Source organism: Sphingopyxis sp. EU05-FHT14B03, assembly GCF_058790875.1.
Genome location: NZ_JBYTDC010000003.1, coordinates 266,874 through 286,387 on the forward strand (window position 1 = coordinate 266,874; position 19,514 = coordinate 286,387).

Sequence of the window (19,514 nt, forward strand, 5' to 3'; positions counted from 1 at the left end):
CGATGAATCCCCTGTTCGTCTATGGTCCGGATGGACAGACCATGGACGCTATCAGGGGCGGCGATGGATGCAAGGCTTCGACCGACGGCGAGTCGCGCCGCGCAAGCCGCCGCAACCCCGATTTGGGCCGCTTTCGTTGCCAGACTGGCGGCGAATTCGCCGTTCGACGCAGAATCGTTCGCAAATTGGGCCGAATCGAGGATGAAATTAACGAATCGGGGCCAGACTGTCTTGACTCGGTCATTATTGGTTGAAATCGTCGGGTTTCTGGGAATCGCCGGCCTAAGGGGGCTGAAAAAAATGGCATCAACATTCGGACCGCGCCTGTGGAGGCGCTCGCCTCGTGCCGTGCCTCCGGCCCGAAGCCTGGGCCGCCGGATGACCTTTCATGCCGCCTTCGCCCTGCTCGTCTTCGCCGCGCTGCAGATCTGGCTCGTGTCGAGCGCGATCGCCGCGGGGGCGCCTTCGGGACTTACCGTCGTCGCGCTGATCCTGCTGCTCGCCATCGCGGTGCCCGTCGCGCGCATCACCGAACGGCGCTGGTATCATCTCAGCCGCCAGGCGCTGGCGAGTTGGGGCCTGCACGCCCGCTTCCGCCGCGACCTGCTGCGCCTGTGGGTCGCCGCGCTCGCCCTGCCCTTCCTGTGGGTCAGCGGCGCGATGGCGGCGACGACCGGCCTGGCGGTCATCGGCGGCTGAGGCGGCCGTTCACCGATAAGATTTTGACGGCTTCGCGCGCGCGCCCTAAGGCGCGGCCATGCTGACCGTAGCCGAAGCCCTCGACCGCGCGCAGATGCTGTGCGACGCCGCCTCCAAGGCCGGCGCCGACGCCGCCGACGCGCTCTATTATTGCAACGCCGCGACCTCGGTCTCGATGCGCCTCGGATCGCTCGAGGATGTCGAGCGGTCCGAAGGGCAGGACATCAGCCTGCGCGTCTTCGTCGGACAGCGCAGCGCGAGCGTGTCGACCGCCGACATGGACGCGGGCGAACTGGCGAAGCTGGTCGACCGCTGCGTCGCGATGGCGCGCGAGGCCCCCGAAGACCAATATGCCGGCCTCGCCCCCGAGGACCTGCTGTTCAGGGGCGCCATCCCCGACCTCGACCTCGACGACGCCAGCGAGGCCGACCCGCAGGCGCTGCGCGAAGCGGCGCGAAGCGTCGAGGAGGCCGCGCGCGCGGTCGCCGGCGTCACCAACAGCGAAGGCGGCAGCGCGAGCCACAGCCGCACCCGCCTCGCGCTCGCGACCAGCCACGGCTTTGCCGGCGGCTATGGCGCGAGCGGGCACAGCCTGTCGGCGAGCGTGATCGCCGGCGAAGGCGCGAGCATGCAGCGCGACTATGGCTGGCACAGCGCCCATTATCTGGCCGACCTCGAAAGCAGCGGCGCGATCGGCACCCGCGCCGGCACCCGTGCGGTCGCGCGGCTGAACCCCGGCAAGGCCCCGGTCGGCAAGGTCCCGGTCCTGTTCGACCCCCGCGTCGGCAGCAGCATGGTCAGCCATCTGCTCGGCGCGATCGGCGGCCCGTCGATCGCGCGCGGCACCAGCTTCCTGCTCGGCAAGGAGGAGGCGCAATTGTTCGACAGCGCCATCGTCATTCGCGACGAGCCGCACCGGCCGCGCGGGCTGCGCAGCCGCGCCTTCGACGGCGAGGGCCTGCCGACGAGCGCGCGCGACCTGATTTCGGGCGGGCGCCTGACCGGCTGGCTGCTCGACAATGCGTCGGCGAAGCAGCTCGGCCTCGCCCCCACCGGCCATGCGAGCCGCGGCGGCGGCGCGTCGGGGGTCAGCGTCAGCAACGTCCACCTCGCCGCGGGCACCGTATCGCCGGCGGCACTGATGGCCGACGTCGTCGAGGGCGTCTATGTCACCGAGCTGATCGGCCAGGGCGTCAATCCGGTCACCGGCGATTACAGCCGCGGCGCGTCGGGTTTCGCGATCCGGAACGGCCAGCTTGCCGAACCGATCGCCGAATTCACCGTCGCGGGCAATCTGATCGCCATGTTCGCCGCGCTGATCCCCGCCGACGATCTGGAGTTCCGCCACGGCACCAATGTCCCGACGCTGCGCATCGACGGCATGACCGTCGCATCGAGCTAGACCGCCGTGCCGCACCGCAACCTCGAGGCTGTGATCGCGGCGACCCGCGAGGTCGGCGACATGGCGATGGCGCGCTGGCGCGGCGAGGGCAAGGCGGTCGACGTCCAGTATAAATCGCCGAACAATCCGGTCAGCGATGTCGACCTCGCGGTCGATGCGCGGCTGAAGGCGGTGCTCGGGGCGATGGTGCCCGAGGCGGGCTGGCTGTCCGAAGAGACCGCCGACAACACCGACCGGCTGGCGTGCCGCGCGATGTGGTGCGTCGACCCGATCGACGGCACCCGCGACTTCATCCGCGGGCGGCCCGGCTGGGCGGTGTCGGTCGCGCTCGTCGTCGACGGCACCCCCGAATTCGGTGTTCTCTATGCCCCCGCGCTCGACGAGCTGTGGGTCGCGCAGCGTGGCCAGGGCGCCTTGCTCAACGGCGAGACATTGCACGCGAGCCAGCGCACCGAATTCGCCGGGTCGCGCGTTCCCGCCGACGCGCTGCCGCGCGTCGACAGCGATCTGGTGATCGTCACCAAGCCGAACAGCATCGCGCTGCGCATGGCGCTGGTCGCCGACGACCGCGCCGATCTGGTCGCGACGCTGCGCTGGGGTTTCGAATGGGATGTCGCCGCCGCGGCGCTGATCGCGACCGAGGCCGGGGCGGCGGTCACCGACGCCTTCGGCGCGCCGCTGCGGTTCAACACCCCGCGCGCGCAGGCCTTCGGGGTCATCGCCTGCGCCCCCGGAATCCACCGGGCCGTCGTCGATCGCTTGCACGACCGGGCGGTGGCGCTTACAACCTCCGCCTGACCACCCGCCGCGGTGGTGCATTTTGCCGCAGTTCGCTTGACAATTCGGGCGACTCACCTTAACTGCGCCTCCATTCCGACAGCCTGACCGGACGGCGAAGCGCGCTCGCGCATTCGTGGTCCGTTTTTTGCGTTGGAAATCAGACGCTTTGAGATGGGGCCGGTTGCCTACGGCCCTGTGGAGCAGGAGAAAGTACCCCATGGCACGTATCGCGGGCGTCAATTTGCCCACCAACAAGCGCGTGATCATCGCGCTCACCTACATCCACGGCATCGGTCGCAAGACCGCCGTCGACATCGCCACCAAGCTGGGCATCGACCACACGCGTCGCGTTCAGGACCTCAGCGACGCCGAGATCCTGCAGATCCGCGAAACGCTGGACGCCGACCACACGGTCGAGGGTGACCTTCGCCGCAACACGGCGATGAACATCAAGCGCCTGATGGACCTCGCCTGCTACCGCGGCCTGCGTCATCGCAAGGGCCTGCCGGTCCGCGGCCAGCGCACGCACACCAACGCGCGCACCCGCAAGGGCAAGGCGAAGCCGATCGCCGGCAAGAAGAAGTAAGGTTCGAGCGCGTCCTTGCGGGCGCGCTTCCTTACTTTCCGCCGGAGGTCGCCACGACCTGCGGCCAGCTTCAGGATTTAGGATTAGGATTTCATCATGGCTCGTGAACCGCAGCGCCTTCGTCGGCGCGAACGCAAAAACATCTCGTCGGGCGTCGCCCACGTCAACGCGACCTTCAACAACACGATGATCACCATCACCGACGCCCAGGGCAATGCGATTGCCTGGTCGAGCGCCGGCATGATGGGCTTCAAGGGAAGCCGCAAGTCGACCCCTTACGCGGCGCAGGTCTGCGCCGAAGACGCCGGCAAGAAGGCCGCCGAACATGGCGTCCGCACGCTGGAAGTCGAAGTCAAGGGTCCGGGCGCCGGTCGCGAATCGGCGCTGCGCGCGCTGCAGGCGGTCGGTTTCCACATCACCTCGATCCGCGATGTGACCCCGATCCCGCACAATGGTGTCCGCCCGGCAAAGCGCCGTCGCGTCTGATACCTGCTTCGGATCCGCCCCGTCCGGGGCGGCATCCGCTATCTCCTAACGCCGGACCGGTCGGTTTCCGCCCCCGCCCTGTCCCGCCAAAAGCAAAGGGAAGACCATGACTGTCAATATCCGGAACTGGCAGGAATTGAAGAAGCCCAGCAACCTGGAAATCAAGGCCGGCAGCGACGGCAAGCGCAAGGCGACCTTCGTCGCCGAGCCGCTTGAGCGCGGTTTCGGCCTGACGCTCGGCAACGCGCTGCGCCGCGTGCTGCTCTCGTCGCTCCAGGGTGCGGCCATCACGTCGATCAAGATCGAGAACGTCCTCCACGAATTCTCGAGCCTGGCCGGCGTGCGCGAAGATGTCACCGACATCGTCCTCAACGTGAAGCAGATCGCGCTGAAGATGGAAGGCGAAGGCCCGAAGCGGCTGCAGCTTTCGGCCACCGGTCCCGCGACCGTGAAGGCCGGCGACATCATGGTGTCGGGCGACATCAAGGTGATGAACCCGAACCATGTCATCTGCCACCTCGACGAGGGTGCGACGCTGAACATGGAACTCGTCGCCGACACCGGCAAGGGTTATGTCCCCGCGACCGCCAACCGCCCGGTCGACGCGCCGATCGGCCTGATCCCGGTCGACTCGCTCTTCTCGCCCGTGCGCCAGGTCGCCTACAAGGTCGACAATGCCCGCATCGGTCAGGAACTGGACTATGACAAGCTGTCGCTGACCGTCGATACCGACGGCACGGTGACCCCGGAAGACGCCGTCGCTTACGCCGCGCGCATCCTCCAGGACCAGCTGCAGGTCTTCGTCCACTTCGAAGAAGCGATGAACGACAGCGGCATGATCGGCATGGCGGCGTCGCCGACCACCGCCGACGAGAGCGACGTCAACCAGCTCAACCGCTTCCTGCTCAAGAAGGTCGACGAGCTCGAACTGTCGGTCCGTTCGGCCAACTGCCTGAAGAACGACAACATCATCTATATCGGTGATCTCGTTCAGAAGACCGAAGCCGAAATGCTCCGCACCCCGAACTTCGGCCGCAAGTCCTTGAACGAAATCAAGGAAGTGCTGTCGTCGATGGGCCTGCGCCTCGGCATGGACATCCCCGGCTGGCCGCCCGAGAATATCGAGGAAATGGCCAAGAAGCTCGAACAGGAACTTCTCGGCTGATCTTGCGCCCCGGCTTCGGCCGGGGCCAACAACGGGAAAGGGTCGGCCCGCAATCGACCTGGTCTGGGCTACCTCACACGGGCCTTTAACGAACGAAGGACAACATCATGATTCATAAAACCGGCGGCCGCAAACTGCAGCGCACCAGCGCGCACCGCACCGCGATGTTCCGCAACATGTCGGCCTCGCTGATCAAGCATGAGCAGATCATGACGACCGTCGCCAAGGCGAAGGAACTGCGTCCCTACGTCGAAAAGCTGGTCACGCTCGCCAAGCGCGGCGGCCTTGCCAATCGCCGTCTCGCGCAGAGCCGCCTTCTCGACGAAACGCAGCTCAAAAAGCTGTTCGACGTCATCGCGACCCGCTACGCCGACCGCGCCGGCGGCTACACCCGCGTCATCAAGGCCGGTATCCGCGCCTCGGACGCGGCGTCGATGGCAATCATCGAATTCGTCGACCGCGACGTCGATGCCAAGGGCCAGGATTCGGGCCCCGTCGATCAGTATGACGACGAGGCGGAAGCCGCATAAGCCGCGCTTCCGGCGAAACGAAATCAAGGGCGGCGTCCGAAAGGATGGCCGCCCTTTTTCATGCCTCCCTCGTCATTGCGAGCGTAGCGAAGCAATCCAGAGCGGTTTACGCAGGCTCTGGATTGCTTCGCTACGCTCGCAATGACGAGGCTTTGAAACTCTATCCCAGCGCAATCCGCCGCGTCACCCCGATCGCGTCCAGGAATGGCGCGTCGTGGCTGACCACGAGCAGCGCGCCGTCATAGCCGGCGAGCCCCGCCTCGACCGCTTCGAGCGAGTCGATATCGAGATGGTTGGTCGGCTCGTCGAGGATCAGCAGCAACGGCGGCTGCGGCGCGCCGAGCGTGCAGGCGAGCCCGGCGCGCAGCATCTGGCCGCCGCTCAGCGTGCCGACGACCTGTAGCGCCGCATCGGCGCGAAAGCGGAAGCGCGCGAGCGCGGCGCGGCACGCATTTTCGTCGGTTTCCGGATGCAGGCGGCGGAAATTGTCGCGGATCGATTGTGCCGGGTCGAGCAGCGACACCGTCTGATCGAGCATCGCATGCTCGGCAATCACCCGCACCCGCCCCGCCCATGGCTGCAACTGGCCGGTGAGCAGCGCGAGCAGCGTCGTCTTGCCCGAGCCATTGGGGCCGGTGATCGCGACGCGTTCGGGGCCGACCATGGTGAAGGACAGGGTTTCGATCACCGGTTCGCCGGACGCATAGCCCGTAGTGGCATCCGCGACGTCGACGACAAGGCGGTTCGCCGCGAGGCCGCTGGGCGCGATGGCGACGGTGAACGGCTGAAGCACCTCGACGCGGCTTCGCGCAGCGGCCAGCGCGTCGCCGGCTTCGTCGCGCTTGCGGGCCGCCAGCCTTGCACCCGCACCGCCGCTGTCCTCGGCGCGGTCCTTCATCGCGCCGAGCAGGATGCGCGGCATGTCGCCCTTCGCGGCTTTCTTGCGCCCGCCCTTGTCCTTGCGCGCCTTGCGCTCGCTCGCCGCCTGCACCTCGCGCGCGACCTCGACCGATCGGCGCTCGGCGTCGGCGAGGCCCTGCTCGGCCTGCGCGAGCTCTGCGGCCTTGCGCGCACGATAGGCGCTCCAGTTGCCGCCATAGCGCGCCGCGCCGAGCGACGTGAGTTCGACGATCGCGTCCATTTCCTCGAGCAGTTCGCGATCGTGGCTGACGACGATCATCCCGGCGCGCCAATCGGCGACCAGATCGATCACCGCCTGCCGCCCGTCGCGGTCGAGATTGTTGGTCGGCTCGTCGAGCAGCAGGAAATCGGGTTCGGCGAGGATCGCCGCGGCGAGCGCGGCGCGGGTGCGCTGGCCGCCCGACAGGCGGGCTAGCGCGGTATCGGGCGTCGCGGCGAGTCCGACGCGGGCGAGCGCTACTTCGATCCGGCTTTCGAGCGTCCAGTCGGCGTCGGCGAGTTCGTCGGCCGTCGCGGTGCCCGCCTCGGCGCGCGCGAGCAGCGCCAGCGCGTCGGTCACCCCGAAGAGGTCGGCGACGAGCGCGCCGGGCGGCGGTTGGACGCTCTGGCGCAGCATCGCGAGCGTGCCCGCGACACGCACGCTGCCGGCTTGCGGACCGATCTCGCCCGCAATCAGGCGCAGCAGCGTCGTCTTGCCGACGCCGTTGCGCCCGACGAGCCCCGTCCGCTCGGCGGCGAAGCCGAGGTCGAGGCCGGTGAACAGCGGCTGGGCGTCAGGGGTGGTGTAGTGAAGATTCGAGAGGGTGATCGTGGCGGGCATGGACTTCATCCTGCAAGGCAAGGCTTTGGGGCGATGGCTTGGCCGGGAAATCCATGGCGGCTTACTCTTCCTTCAAAATCAGGCGATCATGATAGGCCGCGCGGGCCGCCGCCGCAACCCACGCGCCGGGCGATCGATCGCCTGGCCTTCAATAGGGCGCCTCGCCCGCCGCGACCGCGTCGCGCTTGCGCCGCAGCGAACCGCGCAGTTCGTCTGCGGGAAGGCTCGCGGCGATCCGATTGGCTTCGTCGATCAGCGCCAGGTCCCTGGTCATCCAGCCATGGTCGTAGAGCACCTCGGCGAGCAGTATTTTTTCGAACCAGTCGTCGGGGATCGCCTTCACGCGGTAGCGGTTCGCCTGCACCCGCATCGCCGACCATTCGGCGAGCCGCGGATCGTCGAAACGCAACCCATGGTCGAACAACTGGCCGGCAGCGCCGCGAAATTCATAATGGTCGCCATCGCCGCCGCGCACCGCGAGCGCCGGGCCGAGCAGTCGCACGGTTTCGTCGAGCCAGGCGATTTCCTGTTGCTGACCGGCGACATCGCCATAGTCGGGATCATTGTGCTGCGCGGCATAAAAGGCGCCGATCGCCTGCAATTCGCGCAGCTTCAGGCTCGCCTCGGGGTCCGAGGCAAAGCGCACCGCCGATGCCTTGGCGCGCGCCTCGATCTGGATGAAGGCGTCGCGGATCGCGTCCTTTTGCGTGCTATAGTCGAGGTCGAACGCATCGGAGACCATCTGCCCGATCGCCTCGATCTCGGCTTCGCCCGCCGCGCTCTCTACCTGCATCGCCATCGCGTTCGGCGCCGCCGCGCCAACCGTTCCCGCCGCCAGCAAAGCCGCCGCCATCCATGTCCGCATAAAAGCTCCACCTTCCGGAGCGACCCGGCACCCCGTCTAGCCGCGTTCCCGCCCTCACGGCAATATTGACATCGTTCCTGTTTCGACTATTATTTCTGTCATGACAGAAATAATCGAACATGAGTCGAAACTGTCCCCCGCGGCGACCGAGTTCATCCTCCATTGGGGCAACCTCGGCGGCCAATGGGGCGTCAACCGGTCGGTCGCGCAGATCCACGCGTTGCTCTTCGTCAGCGACCGGCCGCTGCACGCCGAGGAGATCGCCGAACTGCTGGGCCTCGCGCGCTCGAACGTCTCCAATTCGATCAAGGAGCTGCTCGGCTGGCGGCTGATCAGCCGCGTGCCGGTACTCGGCGACCGGCGCGATCATTTCGCCGCCGAAACCGACATCTGGGAAATGGTGACGCGCATCGCCGCCGGTCGCAAGGCGCGCGAGGTCGACCCGGCCGAGGCGGCGCTGAAAGCCTGCGTCGCGCGTGCGGCCGACGATCCCGAATTGAGCGACGGCGCGAAGGCGCGGCTTTCCGACATGCTCGATTTCGTAACGACGATGAGCCGCTGGCACGACGAGATGCTGGCGGTGCCGAAACCCGCGCTGATGCGGCTGATCAAGCTGGGCGCCGGGGTGACCAAGCTGATCAATTGGCGGCCCGGCAAGGGCAAAGAGGCCAAGTAGGAGAGAGATCGTGGGGGAACGCTGCCAAGAGGCCCATGCCGACGCCCCTCTGTCCGTTCGTGTCGAGCGAGAATTAGAGGATGGCGATTCCCTCTATGATTATCGTTTCCGGCGCCTGATCGCGCCCGCAGCATGGGCCGCCTTGCCCGAAACGGTTCAGCGCCGTTTTTCCAAACGGCTCACCGGCCTGCGGCTCGCCATCTATCGCGGCGAGATCATCACCTCCCAACGCTCGGCGACCGGCTGGCTGCTGGCGCAGTTGTGCCGCGTGATCGGTGCCCCGCTCCCGCTGTCGCGCGACATCGGCGTCGCGGCGGTCGTCACCGTCGGCGAGGATAGCGGCGGCGGCCAGTGCTGGACGCGCCAATATGCCCGCCGACGGGGGTTTCCCCAGGTGATCCACAGCGCCAAGCGATTTGCCGGCGCGACGGGACTCGAGGAGCATGTGGGCGGCGGCATCGGCATGACGCTGGACGTCGAGGCGCGGCGCGACGGCCTGACCTTTCGCTCGGCCGATTATTTCTGGCAGATCGGGCGGCTGCGACTGCGGCTTCCCGCGTGGTGCAGCCCGGGGGCGCTGACGATCGACCATGTCGATGTCGGCGGCGGCGAATTCCTGTTCATCCTGACGCTGCGTCACCGCTGGTTTGGCGAGATGATGCACCAGGTCGGGCGCTTCCGCGACCCGGCAGCAGAGGAAGGAGGCGTGTCATGACGGGCTGGCTTTGGACGGCGGTGATGCTGCAGATGGCGATGGGGGCGTTCGACACGCTCTATCACCACGAAGGGACCGAGCGGCTGGCATGGCGCGCGTCGCAACGGACCGAACTGATGCTGCACGGCGTGCGCAACCTGCTCTACGCGGTGCTGTTCATGGCGCTCGGCTGGCTCGAACCGCGCGGCGGCTGGGCAGTGGCGCTGATCGCGCTGCTGGGCGTCGAGCTGGTCATCACGCTGTGGGATTTTGTCGAGGAAGACCGGTCGCGGCACCTGCCCGCGACCGAGCGGGTCACCCACACGCTGCTGACGCTCAACTATGGCGTCATCCTCGCGATGCTGGTGCCGCTGCTGCTCGGCTGGGCGGGCGAGCCGACCGCGCTGCCGCGGGCCGACCATGGCTGGCTGTCCTGGGCGTGCCTGGTCGCCGCGGTCGGGGTCGTCGTTTCGGGCCTGCGCGACCTTGCCGCCGCGCGGCGGGCACCGCGGCTGGTCGAGGCGGACCCGGCCAGCCTGGCATCGGTGCTGCTCGATCGTCATACCATCCTCGTCACCGGCGGCACCGGCTTTGTCGGCCGCCGGCTCGTCGCCGCGCTGGCGGCGGCGGGGCATGAGGTCATCGTGCTGACCCGCGACCCGGCAAAAGCGGCGCTGCCCGCGCCGGTGCGGGTGATCGCGAGCCTCGATGCGATCGACGACCGCCACCCGATCGACGCGATCGTCAATCTGGCCGGCGAGCCGATTTCCGATTCGCCCTGGACATTGCGCAAGCGGCGCAAGATTCTCCGCTCGCGGCTTGGCGTGACGCGCGCGGTGATGCGGCTCGCGGCACGGCTCGAGCGCAAACCCGAGGTGATCGTGTCGGGCTCGGCGATCGGCATCTATGGCCTGCGCGACGCGACCCCGCTGAGCGAAGCCGACGGTGGCACGCCCTGCTTCTCGCAGCGGCTGTGCGCGGCGTGGGAAGCCGCCGCCCGCAACATGATCCCGACCGGCATCCGCCTCGTGACGCTGCGCACCGGGCTGGTGCTGGCGGCCGAGGGCGGGATGCTGGCGCGGATGCTGACCCCGTTCGAATTCGGCCTCGGCGGCCGTTTCGGTAGCGGCCGGCAGGGGATGAGTTGGATCCACCGCGACGATATGGTGCGACTGATCGTTCACGCGATCACGACGCCCAGCCTTGCTGGGCCTGTCAATGCCACCGCCCCCGCGCCGGTCAGCAACGCCGCCTTTACCGCCGCGCTCGGTCGGGCGCTGCATCGCCCGGCGATCCTGCCCGTCCCCGCCGCGCCGCTGCGGCTGGCGCTCGGCGATTTCGCCGAGGAGCTATTGCTCAGCGGACAATTCGTCGTGCCGCACGCCGCCCTCGATACCGGCTTTTGCTTCGCCTATCCGACGATCGACGCCGCATTCGACCGCATTGTCGGCAATACACCGCCGTCATCACCGCTGGCCGGGCAAGCGACGAGCCTCGGCGCGGCGCCGGGGCTGCCGATCGCCGCCTGAAACCAGATCGCGCTTGCCCCCCGCTTTTGCATCCTTACATTGGCACGCACGATAATTTCCCAAACCAAGAGGTCGCCTTGCCATGTCCCGTAAAGCCGTCACCGCGCCGCTGGCGCTGGTCGCCCTGTTCATGACCCCTGCCGCCGCACAGGCCGCCGGCGACGCCGCGAGCGCTACCACCCCCGCCGCGCTGACCTATCCCGACAGCGAGCGCGGCACGACGGTCGACCCGCAGTTCGGGGTCGACGTCGCCGACCCCTATCGCTGGCTGGAGGACGATGTCCGGGTCAATCCAAAGGTCGCGGCGTGGGTCGCCGATCAGAACAAGGTCACCGACGCCTATTTGGACACGCTGCCCGGCCGCGACGCGTTCAAGGCGCGGATGACCGAACTCTATAATTACGAACGCTTCGGCCTGCCGCGCAAGGCGGGCACGCGCTATTTCTACACCCGCAACGACGGGCTGCAGCCGCAGTCGGTGCTGTTCGTGCGCGAAGGACTGAAGGGCGAGGGCCGTGTCCTGATCGACCCCAATGGCTGGGCCAAGGACGGCGCGACCGCGCTCGCCGAATGGACCCCGTCGGAGGACGGCAAGAACCTGCTCTATTCGGTGCAGGACGGCGGCACCGACTGGCGCATCGTCCGGGTGATGGACGTCGCCACCGGCAAGGATTTGCCCGACGAAGTGCGCTGGGTGAAATTTTCGTCGCTCGACTGGGCGAAGGACGGCAGCGGCTTTTATTATTCGCGCTTCCCCGAGCCCGCCGAGGGCGCGGCGTTCCAGTCGCTGAACGAAAATCACACGGTCTATTTCCATCGGCTCGGCACCGCACAGAGCGAAGACGTGCTGATCCACGCGACCCCCGACAAGCCCAAGCTCAACAACAGTGCGGTGGTCAGCGACGACGGCAAATATCTGATCGTTATCGGCTCCGAGGGCACCGACGAACGCTATGGGCTGACGCTCTATCCGATCGGGCCGAAGGGCGCGGGCAAGCCGGTGTCGCTGGTGAGCGACTTCGCGAACAATTGGGAATATGTGACCAACGAGGGGCCGCGCTTCACCTTCCTCACCAACAAGGGCGCGCCGCGCCAGCGGCTGGTGTCGATGGATATTAGGAAGCCCGCGGCGCTGACCCAGCTCGTCGGCGAACAGGCGGGCACGCTGGTCGGCGCCTCGCGCGTCGGCAACCGCATCATCCTGTCCTACCTCGGCGATGCCAAGTCGGAGGCGCGGATGGTCGCGCTCGACGGCAAGCCGGTCGCCAATATCAACCTCGCCGACATCGGGTCGGCGTCGGGCTTTGGCGGCAAGTCGGCCGACCCCGAAACCTTCTACAGCTTCTCCAGCTATGCCCGGCCGACGACCATCTATCGGCTCGACACCCAGACGGGCAAAAGCGAGATTTTCGCCGAGCCCAAGCTGACCTTCAATCCGCAGGATTTCAGCGTCGAACAGCGTTTCTATACGTCGAAGGACGGCACCAGGGTGCCGATGTTCCTGGTGATGAAGAAAGGCCTCGACCGCAGCAAGGGGTCGCCGACCCTGCTCTATGGCTATGGCGGGTTCAACGTCTCGATGACCCCGGGCTTCTCGCCCACCCGCCTCGCCTGGGTCGACAAGGGCGGCGTGCTGGCGATCGCGAACCTGCGCGGCGGCGGCGAATATGGCAAGGCGTGGCACGACGCCGGCCGCCTCGACAAGAAGCAGAATGTCTTCGACGATTTCATCGGCGCGGGCGAATATCTGATTGCCGAAGGGATCACCGGCAAGGGCCAGCTGGCGATCGAGGGCGGTTCGAACGGCGGGCTGCTCGTCGGCGCGGTAACCAACCAGCGCCCCGACCTGATCGCCGCGGCGCTGCCCGCGGTCGGCGTGATGGACATGCTGCGCTTCGACCGCTTCACCGCCGGGCGCTATTGGGTCGACGATTATGGCTATCCGTCGAAGGAGGCCGATTTCCGGACCCTGCTCGGTTACTCGCCCTATCATAATATCAAGGACGGCACCGCCTATCCGGCGGTGCTGGTGACCACCGCCGACACCGACGACCGCGTGGTTCCGGGGCACAGCTTCAAATATACCGCCGCGCTCCAGCATGCCCATGCCGGTGACAAGCCGCACCTCATCCGCATCGAAACACGCGCCGGCCACGGGTCGGGCAAGCCGACCGACAAGATCATCGCCGAAGCCGCCGACAAATATGCCTTTGCCGCCAAATGGACCGGGCTGAGCGTCCAGTAAGGCGCTGGCCCTGGATCGCCGCCGCTGTCCTGCTCGGGCTGGTGGCGGCGGCCTGGGCCGTGCTTCCCGACGGCAGGGCGGCGCGCGTCGAACGCCACGCGGCGTGCGGCGACCTCGCCGGCCTGCCCCGTGTCGAGCACTTGGCCGACGGGCGAAGCGCGATGCGGCTGCGCGTGCTGCAGTGGAACGTCGAGGGCTTGCCCTGGCCGATCCGTAGCGGACGCGAAGCAAAACTGGCGCGCATGGCCAACTGGATCGCGAAACGCCGCGCCGCGGGCCTCGGCCCCGACATATTGATCCTGCACAAGGCGTTCACGCCCGAAGCCTCGCGCATCGCCGTCGCGGCCGGGTTCCGCACGATCCTTCCCGGCCCGGCACGCGACCAGCGGCGCGAACTCGCCGCAGCGACGCCGCCCGCGGGCTATGCCGACGCCGCGCGCTGGTGGAAGGGCGAACATGTCGGCAAATGGCTCGATGGCGGGCTCTATGTCGCGACCGACCTTCCCGCCATGGGCGCGGTCAGCACGGCCTTCGGGCGCGACAGTTGCGCCGGATATGATTGCCTGTCGAACAAGGGCGCCCAGTTCCTCGCCCTCCCCCTGCCCGGCGCGCCCGAGCCGCTCGCGATCTTCAACACCCATCGCAATTCGCGCGAACCCGCCAAGGTCGGGATCGCGCGCGCCGAGACCGCGCATATGTTGCAGACGAAGGAAAATGACGCCTTCCTGGCTGCGTTCGTAGCACCCGATGCAGCGATGATCGCGGCCGGCGATTTCAACAACTATCGCGCCGGCGACCGCAGCGGACGCTTCGCCGCCGATCCGGCCTTCCGGCTGGTCGGGAAGGGCACAGGCTTTGCCGCGCGCCCGGCGCCGATGACCGACCACGCGGCATGGAAACAGGCCTATGACCTGATCGGGTATCGCAGCAACGACCGGCTACGCGTCGAACCGCTTTCGGTCGCGACCCTGTTCGACGGCAAACATGGCCCTCGCCTTTCGGACCATGACGCCCAATATATCGTCTTTCGCGTCAGCTGGCGCAGCGACGCTCAGCCGCTCGACCCTCCCCCCTGCTTCAAAGGGAAATGACATGTCCTTCGCCTTCGCCCCGACCGCCACCACCGCCGACGCCCAATGGGCCGAAACCGTCGCCGCCGCCGAAGCGCTGGTCGCGGGCGAACCCGACGGCATCGCCAATATGGCCAATGTCGCGGCGCTGATCTGGCAGGCGATCCCCGATTTGAACTGGGCGGGATTTTACCGTTTCGACGGGACCGAGCTGGTGCTCGGGCCGTTCCAGGGCAAGGCGGCGTGCATCCGCATCCCGCTCGACAAGGGCGTGTGCGGGGCCGCGGCGCGGCTGCGCGCGACCCAGCGCGTCGAGGATGTCTACGCCTTTCCCGGCCATATTGCGTGCGACGCCGACAGCCGCAGCGAGCTGGTGGTGCCGATCGTCGTCGGCGACCGGTTGATCGGAGTACTCGACCTCGACAGCCCCATCCCCAATCGCTTCACCGCCGACGATCAGGCCGGTGCCGAGTCGCTGGTCGCGCGCATTGCGGCGGCGCTTGCCGCCTGAATCTGACCCAAATCGGGACGAAATCGTCAAGGTAAACGGATTCGCGGAAAAGCCGCGATTTTGCTAACAAGCTGTTAACCAATCGCTGTTGCCGCCCCCGGCGACCGCTGTCGGAACAGGGAGTTAGACCATGCGCACCGCAATTCTTCTCGGGCTCGCCGCCGGATCGCTGCTGCTGGCGGGCCAGGCGCACGCCTTTGGGCATGATCCCGCCCCGCGGCTCGACTATGGCGCGCCGAGCGCGCCCGACGCGCGCGTCTACACCGGTTATCCCGACCGCGTGCCGAGCGAAGTCGATTACCGCCAGGTCAACGGCACCTACGACGCCGAGGGGCGCTGGACGGGCACCTGGAACGGCACCTATGAGGCGCCCGACGGCCGCCGTTACGACGGCCGCTACGAAGGCACGGTCGAGGGTGCGGGCACCAGCTATGCGCCGCCGCCCGCTTACGATCCCTATTATGACAATCGTGGCGGCTATGACGGGTACGACGCGCGCTATGACGAGGAAATGAATCGCCGCTGTGGCCGGGGGGGCACGGTCGGCGGTGCGGTTGTCGGCGGCGTCGTGGGGGGCATCGCCGGCAATCGCATCGCGGGGCGCGGCAACCGGACCGAAGGCACGCTGATCGGTGGCGCGCTCGGCGCCGTCGCCGGCGGCGCGATCGGCAGCGACGCCGACCGCAAGCGCTGCGACGAATGGCACAGCCGCCGCAGCTCCTATCAGCAGGGCGGCGGCACTTATCAGGGCGGGGGCTATCCGCCGCAGGGCTATTACGGCCAGGGCGGCACGACCGTCTATCAGCAGGGCGGCTACGGCTATCAGGGCTATGGCGCGCCCTATGGCTATTACACCCCGGGGGTCGTCGTGACGACGATCATCACCACCGGCGCGCCGGTGGTGACCGAGCGGGTCGAGACGACCACCCGCTCCTATTATGAAAATGTCCCGGTGCGGAAGCGCTATGTCGCCAAGAAGAAGTGGAAGCCCCGGCCCAAGCCGCGCTGCGCCTGCTGAACCACGGATCGGCAAGAGCAGAGGGCCCGCCTCCCGGCCGGGACGGCGGGCCTTTTGCCGTCCGGCAACGTTTCGTCGTGCCCGAATACCGGTTCAGCGGCGCGAAAGCATCCTGGTCCTATTGCGCGACGATGGCGGACCGCGATGGGCGATGTCCGCGCGTGGGGAAGGAATCCTCGATGCGTAAGATTGCCAATATCGCCGCCGCCGCCGCGGTCGTCATCACCTCGGTCGGGCTGAGCGCCGTTCCCGCCGAGGCGCGCGGGCGCCATGGCGGCTGGGGCCATCGCGACCGCGACAACATCAGCACCGGCGAAGTGCTCGGTGGCCTGTTCGTCATCGGCGCGATCGCCGCGATCGCCAGCGCCGCGACCAAGGACAAGGACCAGCGCCGCGAGCCACGCTACGACCCGCCCTATCCGAACGATCAGTATCGCGAAGTGCCGCGCTACCAACCCGACGCCGACAGCGACGCATCCACCGGCGCCTATGGCCGCGGCGAGGCCGAGGCGCGCGCCGCCGACGCGTGCAGCTGGGCGGTCGAGGCCGAAATGGGCGACGATGCCCGCGTCGACCGCGTCGACGGCACCGAGCCGAACAATGGCGGCTGGTATGTCACCGGCACCGCCTCGCACGCCAACGGCGAGGTCCGCAGCTTCGGGTGCAGCTACAGCAACGGCCGGGTGGTCGACGTCAACTTCGGCGGCTGATCACCACCCACCGCGTTCGCAAAGGGCCGCGTCACCCAAGGGTGGCGCGGCCCTTTGCTTTTGAAGCTGAACCCCCGCTAAACCAAGTCTGAACCCCAGATAAGCGGCGGGTTCAGACCCGCGACACCCCCCTCCTTCTATACCGGCATCAACAGGCGGCGAACTCTGCCCCCTGCGTTGAAGGAGACCGAACCATGGCTATGACCAAATTGACCAAGGCCGCAGTTGGTGCGGCCACCGCCGGCGCAATGTTGCTCGGCAGCACCCCCGCACTGGCCCGCGACCGCGATCGCGACGGCGACGGGATCAGCGCGGGCGAGGTGATCGCCGGCGCCGTCGTCCTCGGCGGCCTCGCCGCGATCCTGTCGAGCGGCGGCAACGCCCGCTACGACCGCGGCGACCGTTACGATGGTCGCTACGACAACCGCGGTGGCGGCCGCTACGACGATGCCCGCTACGGATATGGCTATGACTATGGCCGCTATGGCAACAGCCGCAGCGCGGTGAACCAGTGCGTCAACGCGGTCGAGCGCGGCAGCCGCCGCTATGGCAACACCGACGTCACCCAGGTGACCAGCATCGACCGCAAGCGCGACGGCTATAAGATCAAGGGCCGCGTCGTCGTCCGCGACGGCTACGGCGGTCGCTGGGGCCGCGGCGGTTCCTACGACCAGGGCAAGTTCAGCTGCGACATCCGCTATGGCCGCGTGCAGGACATCAAATTCTCAGGCCTGCGCTAAGCTCCTTGAGCCCCTCCCTTCCGGGGGAGGGGCTTTTCTTTGTCCGCGCCAAGCCGCATGAAGCGGCATGATCAAACACAGCCTGTTCGCCGCGCTGCTGCTGACCGCAGCCACCCCCGCCCTCGCGAAGGATGACACCCCTGCCGCCGACCCCGCGCGGCTGAAGGCCGATGTCGAGAAGCTCGTCGCCTTCGGCACCCGCCACACATTGTCATCGGCGACCGATCCGAAGCGCGGCATCGGCGCGGCGCGCAACTGGGGCGCCGCCGAGTTCGAGCGCATTTCCAAGGCCTGCGGCGGCTGCCTGACGGTGTCGCGAATCAGCGACCGCTTCGAAGGCCCGCGCGCACCCGACGGGGTGATGGTCGAAAACGTCCTCGCGATCCAGAAAGGTAGCGGCGATCCGGCGCATGTCATCATGATCGCGGGCCATATCGACAGCCGCGTCACCGACCCGATGAACTTCACCGCCGACGCCCCCGGCGCCAACGACGACGCGTCGGGCACCGCGCTGGTGATCGAGGCGGCGCGGCTGCTGTCGAAGGACAAGCACCGCGCGACGATCGTCTATGCGCTGCTGTCGGGCGAGGAGCAGGGGCTGTGGGGCGGCAAGCTGCTCGCGCGCCACGCCCAGACCGAGAAGTGGCAGGTCGCGGCGATGCTTAACAACGACATCGTCGGCGGCACCCACGGGCTCGACGGCACGATCGTCGACGGCCGGGTGCGCGTGTTCAGCGAGGGCATCCGCGCGTCGGAGGATCTGGCGGCACAGCTTGCACGGCGCGGCATCGGTGGCGAGGACGACGGCCCGTCGCGCGCGCTCGCCAAGGCGGCAATCCGGGCGGGCGAAGCGAATCCGGCGATCGGGCTGGAGGTGCTCGCGGTGCGCCGCCCCGACCGTTTCCGCCGCGGCGGCGACCATCTGCCGTCGCTCGAACTCGGCTATCCGGCGATCCGCTTCACCGTCGGGGTCGAGGATTACGACCACCAGCATCAGGATCTGCGCACCGAGAACGGCCGCAAATATGGCGACACGGTCGACGAGATGGACTTCCCCTATCTCGCCCGCGTCACCGCGCTCAACGTCGCGCTGGCGCGCACCCTCGCCGACGCGCCGCCCGCTCCGGCCAGCGTCAGCATCGACGGCGCGGTGAGTTCGGACACGAAAGTCGCCTGGACGCCGGTCAAGGATGCGGCCGCCTATCGCATCCACTGGCGCCGCGCCGACAAGAGCGGCTGGACCGATTCGAAACTGGTTCAGGCCGACGCCGGCGGCGAAATCCTGCTCAAAGGCGTACAGATCGACGACCATTTTTTCGGCGTGTCGGCGGTGTCGTCGGGCGGTGCCGAAAGCATCGTCACATTTGGCGGCCTGCCACCGCAAAAATAGGGTGAGCCGACGCCCGCGCTAGCCGATTATTTACCATCCGGTGCTATAGGCAGCGATGGGACCAAAATCGCTGCCCGGAGTGGGATCCGGCGGCATGATTTGGGTCGCCCATGTCGCACGACGAGGAACAATCTGCTTCCGAAAGCGCCGAAAAACGACAGCCGCGCCAGTCGCGGCTGGTGAAGGCCGCGCTCGAATCCGACCGGTTCGGCCGCTTCGACGTGACCGTGCGCAATGTGTCGCAGACCGGCATCGGCGGCCAGGCGCCGCATTGCCTGGCGCGCGGCGAACGGCTCACCGTCCATTTGCCGGGCCACCGGGCGATGATGGGGACGGTGCGCTGGGTCGTCGATCAGCGCTTCGGGATCGAAACCGACGAAGAAATCCGCCTCGACCAACTGCGTGCGGCACATGGCGGCGGCGTCCCCTCGGCCGACCGCAGCGTCGAATTCCGCATCATCCCGCCGCCGAAGGACGTTGCGAAGCGCCCTGGCCTGTCGCTCGGCGCCGCGTCGCCGGGCAATCCGTACATGAGCGACTGGCGCGCGCGGCGGTAATGCCCGGTTTCGGGCGAAACGAGACGTTCCATTTCTCGTCACCCCGGGCTTGACCCGGGGCCTGCCTTGCCTTCGATCCGGCAGCGAAAGAAGGAAGGCGGGTCCCGGGTCAAGCCCGGG

21 protein-coding genes are annotated in these 19,514 nt (G+C 67.7%); 19 read left to right on the plus strand and 2 right to left on the minus strand.

Annotated features, from left to right (window positions below):
- The first annotated feature begins 2 nt into the window (after window positions 1–2).
- From AC3WS4_RS17795 to rplQ, 8 genes are all read left to right on the plus strand, one after another.
- The gene (locus AC3WS4_RS17795) at window positions 3–254 is read left to right on the plus strand and encodes a hypothetical protein (RefSeq protein ID WP_492737037.1); all 252 of its coding nucleotides are present in this window, start codon (window positions 3–5) and stop codon (window positions 252–254) included.
- A 124-nt stretch (window positions 255–378) separates the two neighbouring features.
- Window positions 379–699: a hypothetical protein gene (locus tag AC3WS4_RS17800; RefSeq protein WP_235535609.1), complete on the plus strand. Its 321-nt coding sequence runs from the start codon at window positions 379–381 to the stop codon at window positions 697–699.
- A gap of 58 nt (window positions 700–757) precedes the next feature.
- Window positions 758–2,101, plus strand: a complete 1,344-nt coding sequence (locus tag AC3WS4_RS17805) for a TldD/PmbA family protein (protein WP_187140572.1) — start codon at window positions 758–760, stop codon at window positions 2,099–2,101.
- Window positions 2,102–2,107: 6 nt separating this feature from the next.
- On the plus strand, window positions 2,108–2,899 hold the full coding sequence (locus tag AC3WS4_RS17810; protein ID WP_187140571.1) for an inositol monophosphatase family protein: 792 nt from the start codon (window positions 2,108–2,110) through the stop codon (window positions 2,897–2,899).
- Window positions 2,900–3,098: 199 nt separating this feature from the next.
- A complete protein-coding gene (rpsM, locus tag AC3WS4_RS17815) occupies window positions 3,099–3,467 on the plus strand; it encodes a 30S ribosomal protein S13 (protein ID WP_056345954.1) in 369 nt (122 codons plus the stop codon).
- A 96-nt stretch (window positions 3,468–3,563) separates the two neighbouring features.
- The gene (gene rpsK, locus AC3WS4_RS17820; RefSeq protein WP_003040416.1) at window positions 3,564–3,953 is read left to right on the plus strand and encodes a 30S ribosomal protein S11; all 390 of its coding nucleotides are present in this window, start codon (window positions 3,564–3,566) and stop codon (window positions 3,951–3,953) included.
- Window positions 3,954–4,059: 106 nt separating this feature from the next.
- Window positions 4,060–5,118 carry a DNA-directed RNA polymerase subunit alpha gene (locus tag AC3WS4_RS17825; protein WP_056345952.1) on the plus strand — a complete coding sequence of 353 codons (1,059 nt, stop codon included), beginning with the start codon at window positions 4,060–4,062 and terminating at the stop codon, window positions 5,116–5,118.
- Between the two features lie 107 nt (window positions 5,119–5,225).
- Window positions 5,226–5,648, plus strand: coding sequence for a 50S ribosomal protein L17 (gene rplQ, locus AC3WS4_RS17830; RefSeq protein ID WP_056345950.1), 423 nt, complete (start codon window positions 5,226–5,228; stop codon window positions 5,646–5,648).
- Window positions 5,649–5,808: 160 nt separating this feature from the next.
- Here the strand turns inward: rplQ and AC3WS4_RS17835 are convergent, their stop codons facing one another.
- The gene (locus tag AC3WS4_RS17835; RefSeq protein ID WP_492737043.1) at window positions 5,809–7,389 is read right to left on the minus strand and encodes an ABC-F family ATP-binding cassette domain-containing protein; all 1,581 of its coding nucleotides are present in this window, start codon (window positions 7,387–7,389) and stop codon (window positions 5,809–5,811) included.
- A 148-nt stretch (window positions 7,390–7,537) separates the two neighbouring features.
- Window positions 7,538–8,254 carry a hypothetical protein gene (locus AC3WS4_RS17840; RefSeq protein ID WP_492737045.1) on the minus strand — a complete coding sequence of 239 codons (717 nt, stop codon included), beginning with the start codon at window positions 8,252–8,254 and terminating at the stop codon, window positions 7,538–7,540.
- Between the two features lie 100 nt (window positions 8,255–8,354).
- On the opposite strand from AC3WS4_RS17840, the gene AC3WS4_RS17845 reads away from it, so the two are divergent.
- The 11 genes from AC3WS4_RS17845 (at window position 8,355) to AC3WS4_RS17895 (ending at window position 19,394) form a co-directional block, all read left to right on the plus strand.
- On the plus strand, window positions 8,355–8,930 hold the full coding sequence (locus AC3WS4_RS17845; protein WP_492737047.1) for a GbsR/MarR family transcriptional regulator: 576 nt from the start codon (window positions 8,355–8,357) through the stop codon (window positions 8,928–8,930).
- A 10-nt stretch (window positions 8,931–8,940) separates the two neighbouring features.
- Window positions 8,941–9,645: a DUF4166 domain-containing protein gene (locus tag AC3WS4_RS17850; protein WP_492737049.1), complete on the plus strand. Its 705-nt coding sequence runs from the start codon at window positions 8,941–8,943 to the stop codon at window positions 9,643–9,645.
- Window positions 9,642–11,153 (plus strand): TIGR01777 family oxidoreductase, encoded by a 1,512-nt coding sequence (locus AC3WS4_RS17855; protein WP_492737050.1) that lies wholly within the window; start codon window positions 9,642–9,644, stop codon window positions 11,151–11,153. Before AC3WS4_RS17850 ends, AC3WS4_RS17855 begins: the two co-directional genes overlap by 4 nt.
- A gap of 82 nt (window positions 11,154–11,235) precedes the next feature.
- Entirely contained in the window at window positions 11,236–13,398 is a 2,163-nt protein-coding gene (locus tag AC3WS4_RS17860; protein WP_492737052.1) for a prolyl oligopeptidase family serine peptidase, read from the plus strand.
- Window positions 13,374–14,489: an exonuclease/endonuclease/phosphatase family protein gene (locus tag AC3WS4_RS17865; RefSeq protein WP_187140563.1), complete on the plus strand. Its 1,116-nt coding sequence runs from the start codon at window positions 13,374–13,376 to the stop codon at window positions 14,487–14,489. Before AC3WS4_RS17860 ends, AC3WS4_RS17865 begins: the two co-directional genes overlap by 25 nt.
- A gap of 1 nt (window position 14,490) precedes the next feature.
- Window positions 14,491–14,979 (plus strand): GAF domain-containing protein, encoded by a 489-nt coding sequence (locus AC3WS4_RS17870; protein ID WP_492737054.1) that lies wholly within the window; start codon window positions 14,491–14,493, stop codon window positions 14,977–14,979.
- Window positions 14,980–15,109: 130 nt separating this feature from the next.
- Window positions 15,110–15,997, plus strand: a complete 888-nt coding sequence (locus AC3WS4_RS17875; RefSeq protein WP_492737056.1) for a glycine zipper 2TM domain-containing protein — start codon at window positions 15,110–15,112, stop codon at window positions 15,995–15,997.
- Between the two features lie 179 nt (window positions 15,998–16,176).
- A complete protein-coding gene (locus AC3WS4_RS17880; RefSeq protein ID WP_492737058.1) occupies window positions 16,177–16,707 on the plus strand; it encodes a hypothetical protein in 531 nt (176 codons plus the stop codon).
- A 194-nt stretch (window positions 16,708–16,901) separates the two neighbouring features.
- Window positions 16,902–17,447 carry a hypothetical protein gene (locus AC3WS4_RS17885; protein ID WP_492737060.1) on the plus strand — a complete coding sequence of 182 codons (546 nt, stop codon included), beginning with the start codon at window positions 16,902–16,904 and terminating at the stop codon, window positions 17,445–17,447.
- Between the two features lie 67 nt (window positions 17,448–17,514).
- Window positions 17,515–18,837 carry a M20/M25/M40 family metallo-hydrolase gene (locus AC3WS4_RS17890; protein ID WP_492737062.1) on the plus strand — a complete coding sequence of 441 codons (1,323 nt, stop codon included), beginning with the start codon at window positions 17,515–17,517 and terminating at the stop codon, window positions 18,835–18,837.
- 110 nt (window positions 18,838–18,947) lie between these two features.
- Window positions 18,948–19,394 (plus strand): PilZ domain-containing protein, encoded by a 447-nt coding sequence (locus AC3WS4_RS17895; RefSeq protein WP_056345921.1) that lies wholly within the window; start codon window positions 18,948–18,950, stop codon window positions 19,392–19,394.
- The last annotated feature ends 120 nt before the right edge of the window (window positions 19,395–19,514 follow it).

What these genes read in the sequence shown, in the direction of transcription:
- AC3WS4_RS17795 (WP_492737037.1), top strand. Translation starts at nt 3, where the DNA reads ATGAATCCCCTGTTCGTCTATGGTCCGGATGGACAGACCATGGACGCT.
- AC3WS4_RS17800 (WP_235535609.1), top strand. Translation starts at nt 379, where the DNA reads ATGACCTTTCATGCCGCCTTCGCCCTGCTCGTCTTCGCCGCGCTGCAG.
- AC3WS4_RS17805 (WP_187140572.1), top strand. Translation starts at nt 758, where the DNA reads ATGCTGACCGTAGCCGAAGCCCTCGACCGCGCGCAGATGCTGTGCGAC.
- rpsM (WP_056345954.1), top strand. Translation starts at nt 3,099, where the DNA reads ATGGCACGTATCGCGGGCGTCAATTTGCCCACCAACAAGCGCGTGATC.
- rpsK (WP_003040416.1), top strand. Translation starts at nt 3,564, where the DNA reads ATGGCTCGTGAACCGCAGCGCCTTCGTCGGCGCGAACGCAAAAACATC.
- AC3WS4_RS17825 (WP_056345952.1), top strand. Translation starts at nt 4,060, where the DNA reads ATGACTGTCAATATCCGGAACTGGCAGGAATTGAAGAAGCCCAGCAAC.
- rplQ (WP_056345950.1), top strand. Translation starts at nt 5,226, where the DNA reads ATGATTCATAAAACCGGCGGCCGCAAACTGCAGCGCACCAGCGCGCAC.
- AC3WS4_RS17835 (WP_492737043.1), bottom strand. Translation starts at nt 7,389, where the DNA reads ATGCCCGCCACGATCACCCTCTCGAATCTTCACTACACCACCCCTGAC.
- AC3WS4_RS17840 (WP_492737045.1), bottom strand. Translation starts at nt 8,254, where the DNA reads ATGCGGACATGGATGGCGGCGGCTTTGCTGGCGGCGGGAACGGTTGGC.
- AC3WS4_RS17845 (WP_492737047.1), top strand. Translation starts at nt 8,355, where the DNA reads ATGACAGAAATAATCGAACATGAGTCGAAACTGTCCCCCGCGGCGACC.
- AC3WS4_RS17855 (WP_492737050.1), top strand. Translation starts at nt 9,642, where the DNA reads ATGACGGGCTGGCTTTGGACGGCGGTGATGCTGCAGATGGCGATGGGG.
- AC3WS4_RS17860 (WP_492737052.1), top strand. Translation starts at nt 11,236, where the DNA reads ATGTCCCGTAAAGCCGTCACCGCGCCGCTGGCGCTGGTCGCCCTGTTC.
- AC3WS4_RS17865 (WP_187140563.1), top strand. Translation starts at nt 13,374, where the DNA reads ATGGACCGGGCTGAGCGTCCAGTAAGGCGCTGGCCCTGGATCGCCGCC.
- AC3WS4_RS17870 (WP_492737054.1), top strand. Translation starts at nt 14,491, where the DNA reads ATGTCCTTCGCCTTCGCCCCGACCGCCACCACCGCCGACGCCCAATGG.
- AC3WS4_RS17875 (WP_492737056.1), top strand. Translation starts at nt 15,110, where the DNA reads ATGCGCACCGCAATTCTTCTCGGGCTCGCCGCCGGATCGCTGCTGCTG.
- AC3WS4_RS17880 (WP_492737058.1), top strand. Translation starts at nt 16,177, where the DNA reads ATGCGTAAGATTGCCAATATCGCCGCCGCCGCCGCGGTCGTCATCACC.
- AC3WS4_RS17885 (WP_492737060.1), top strand. Translation starts at nt 16,902, where the DNA reads ATGGCTATGACCAAATTGACCAAGGCCGCAGTTGGTGCGGCCACCGCC.
- AC3WS4_RS17890 (WP_492737062.1), top strand. Translation starts at nt 17,515, where the DNA reads ATGATCAAACACAGCCTGTTCGCCGCGCTGCTGCTGACCGCAGCCACC.
- AC3WS4_RS17895 (WP_056345921.1), top strand. Translation starts at nt 18,948, where the DNA reads ATGTCGCACGACGAGGAACAATCTGCTTCCGAAAGCGCCGAAAAACGA.